Below are 3,277 nucleotides of genomic sequence, written 5' to 3'. Positions count from 1 at the left end.
AGACCTATACGATGCTCTGCCGACCGAAAGGGGATTACTGGGAGCAGGTGCTCCAGAGCCTCTCACTGCTTTCATCCCGGAGATCGGCTGTACGGGTGACGCTGGTGAAGGGATTGAATGATCATTCGCCCGAGGCATATGGGCGGATCATTGCTGATGCCCATCCGGACTTTGTCGAGGTCAAAGGATATATGTATCTTGGATACAGTCGAAGCAGATTATCAATGGATCAGATGCCTGAACATGCCTATGTCCGCTCCTTTGCGGAGAAGATAGCGGAATCGGCAGGGTACCGGATCAGGGACGAGAGTCCGGTATCACGGGTTGTCTGTCTTGAGGAGGATCTATGAAGTTTGATGCAGAAGAGTTCAGGAAACGCTCGAAAGAGGATTTTGAAGGGGCATGGCATGACGGGCCGAAGGTGCTCTCCACACCGCCTGTATCACGGCAGTACCCGCGGTATATGTACCGGCGCGCCCGGCCGCACCCGGTCTTTGATACCATCCAGAAGCTCAGGCAGGCATATCTTTCAATGGGCTTTGATGAGGCGATGAACCCGGTGATCGTCGAGGAACAGGAGGTGTACCGGCAGTTCGGTCCCGAAGCGATGGCTGTTCTGGATCGTGTCTTCTATCTCGGCGGCCTGCCGAGGCCAAATGTCGGGATCGCACGGAAACAGATCGAGGGGATCGAGGGGATCACCGGCAAACCCATTGATTCTGAGAAAGAAGAGGCGCTCCGCACCTGCCTGCATCGGTATAAGAAGGGTGACTTTGATGGCGACGATCTCACCCATGAACTCTCGGTGGTGCTTGACATCGATGATGCGACAGTGGTGCATATCCTCGATTCCGTCTTCCCCGAGTTCCGGGAACTCGCACCGGAGTCATCCCGATCCACCCTCAGATCCCACATGACCTCAGGCTGGTTCATGTCCCTTGGCGAATGCTGGATGAGGAACCCCCACCCGATACGGATGTTCTCGATCGACCGGTGTTTCCGGCGCGAGCAGGAGGAGGGGGCAACCCGGCTGATGAGCTACCATTCGGCATCCTGTATCGTCGCAGGCGAGGATGTCACCCTCGATGAGGGGATGGCGGTTGCAGAAGGCCTCCTCTCAGCCTTCGGATTCACCGACTTTGAGTTTCGGCCTGATGAGAAGCGGTCGAAGTACTACATGCCCGGTACCCAGACTGAGGTGTATGCACGCCACCCGGTGCATGACTGGGTGGAGGTGGCGACCTTTGGGATCTACTCGCCATCCGCACTTGGGGAGTATGGAGTTGGTATCCCGGTGATGAACCTCGGCCTTGGCGTCGAGCGGCTTGCGATGATCCTCCACCAGGCAGATGATGTCAGAAAGCTCAGCTTCGGCCAGTTCTATCCACCGACTCTCACCGATCGGGATCTCGCACGGGCGGTCTCTGTCCGCGAAGAGCCGTCAACAGAGGCAGGCCGCGTCCTTGCACAGGCAATTGCAGCAGTTGCCACAGAGCATGCGGCAGTGCCATCCCCCTGCTCGTTCCCCGTCTGGTCAGGCGAGATCGCAGGAACTGCACTCGATGTCACTGTCATTGAGCCGGAAGAGAACTCAAAGCTCCTTGGGCCTGCCTGCGGAAACGAGGTCTTCATCCATGAGAGTGCAATCCTCGGGGTGCCCGATACCGAGAAGTTTGCGAATATCAGGGCAAACGGCATCGAAACCGGCATCAGGTTCATCGATACCGTCGCCCTTCTCGCAGCCGCCCGGATCGAGGAGGCGGCACGGTGCGGGGAAGGGACAACCGTGCAGGTGAAGATGGCAAAACTCCCATCAGATGTGAATATCAAAATCGCCGATCATGCGATGCGCTTTGTCACCGATAACCGGAAGAAGATCGATCTCCGTGGCCCGATCTTCATGACGGTGGAGAGCAGGGTGCGGGAAGAGTAAGAGATCTCTTCGCAGATCCTTACTTTCCAGAGGCAAATCCCCATTTCTTTTTTAAATCACGCTATTGTCCTGACAATACGCTCTTTTGAGAGCCGTCCTGCCCATCTCCTTCCAAGCAGAAGCAGCACGAGCCCGAGAACGAAAAAGAAGAGTTCGTTCTGGATCGTGATCCCGCTTTCAGGGGAGATGAAAGTCTGGAGTCCGAAGATGAGGAAGATGAAGAGGAAGACAAAGCCCATCCCGAGGAACTGGTTCTCCCGCATCCCCAGGTAGAGCTGTGCGGCTCCGATGATACCTGCGGATGCGGCGGCATAGATCGGGAGGATGATTACGAGATGCACCAGCAGAAGCCAGGGGAGGGTTATCCCGACTGGTGAGAAGGCGAAGGCGACTGCCACGGTGATCAGGACAGAGAGGAGCGTCATCCCATATGCAGCTGTTGCGACGCCGAGGACTTTCCCCTCCCAGATCTGCCGGAGTGAGACGGGGGCACAGAGGAGGGTCAGGATCGTTCCGTCCTTCTTCTCCCGGAAGAAGGCATCTGCAGAGAAGAGATATCCCATGAAGATCGCAAGCACCACCGAGAGGCTTGCAAGATGGCCTGCAAGAGCCGTGCCGGGATCGCCTGATATGCCTGCCATGATGCCGAGGGTGGTGAATACCGGGAACCAGATCGCAAAGATGAACGCGGCAATCAGGACTCCCTTGTTGGTGATCGCCTGGAGAAATTCCTTCCGTGCGATCGTACGCAGTTCGTTCATGACGCCTCCTCCCCCGAATGGACATACCTGAGATAGATCTCCTCAAGGTTTGCGGATCGCTTCTTTGCCTCATCGATCCGAAATCCTGCCTCCACGAGGGTTGAGATGAGATCGGCGGCACTTCCATCGCCTGTCAGGGTGCAGATGATTCCCTCTCCCTCCCGCTCCACTTTCTCTACCATCGGAAGGGCATGAACTGCCAGACGCATATCTTCTGATACCTCTCCTCCCTCAAAGGCGATCCAGATCGATGATTCGTTTCCGGAGGCAGTGAGCCGGGCAACAGAATCCTCTGCCCGGATCTGTCCTCTGGCAAGGATTGCCACACGTGTGCAGATCCGCTGCACCTCATCGAGATGGTGCGAGTTGATGAAGACGGTCATTGCCCCGGATGCAGAGAGGGAGAGGATCAGGTCACGGACCATCCGCTGGGCATCGGGGTCGAGGCCGGATGATGGTTCATCAAGGAAGAGGACCTCTGGCTTGTGGAGGATCGCACGTGCGATCCCGAGCTTCCGTTTCATGCCGGTTGAGAATGTACCGACGGGATCATATGCACGGTCATTCAGGCCGACCATCCCGA

Annotated in this window: 3 protein-coding genes and 1 pseudogene; 2 read left to right on the top strand and 2 right to left on the bottom strand. The window is 56.9% G+C overall.

Annotated features, from left to right (window positions below; genetic code table 11):
• Nucleotides 1-350 (top strand): annotated as a pseudogene (locus tag QCH34_RS09415) (4-demethylwyosine synthase TYW1); the annotation flags it as partial.
• A complete protein-coding gene (gene sepS, locus QCH34_RS09410) occupies nucleotides 347-1,933 on the top strand; it encodes an O-phosphoserine--tRNA ligase (protein ID WP_300333270.1) in 1,587 nt (528 codons plus the stop codon). The pseudogene QCH34_RS09415 and the gene sepS, both read left to right, overlap by 4 nt.
• A 56-nt stretch (nucleotides 1,934-1,989) precedes the next feature.
• Here the strand turns inward: sepS and QCH34_RS09405 are convergent, their stop codons facing one another.
• Nucleotides 1,990-2,694 (bottom strand): ABC transporter permease subunit, encoded by a 705-nt coding sequence (locus QCH34_RS09405; RefSeq protein WP_300333268.1) that lies wholly within the window; start codon nucleotides 2,692-2,694, stop codon nucleotides 1,990-1,992.
• The coding region (locus QCH34_RS09400; protein ID WP_300333266.1) for an ABC transporter ATP-binding protein at nucleotides 2,691-3,277 on the bottom strand (587 nt) is incomplete at its 5' end. The genes QCH34_RS09400 and QCH34_RS09405, both read right to left, overlap by 4 nt.

The sequence above is a fragment of the Methanocalculus sp. genome (assembly GCF_029762515.1).
Classification (GTDB): domain Archaea; phylum Halobacteriota; class Methanomicrobia; order Methanomicrobiales; family Methanocorpusculaceae; genus Methanocalculus.
Note: the sequence above shows the minus strand (reverse complement) of the source record. Positions and strands in the feature narration are given on the sequence as shown.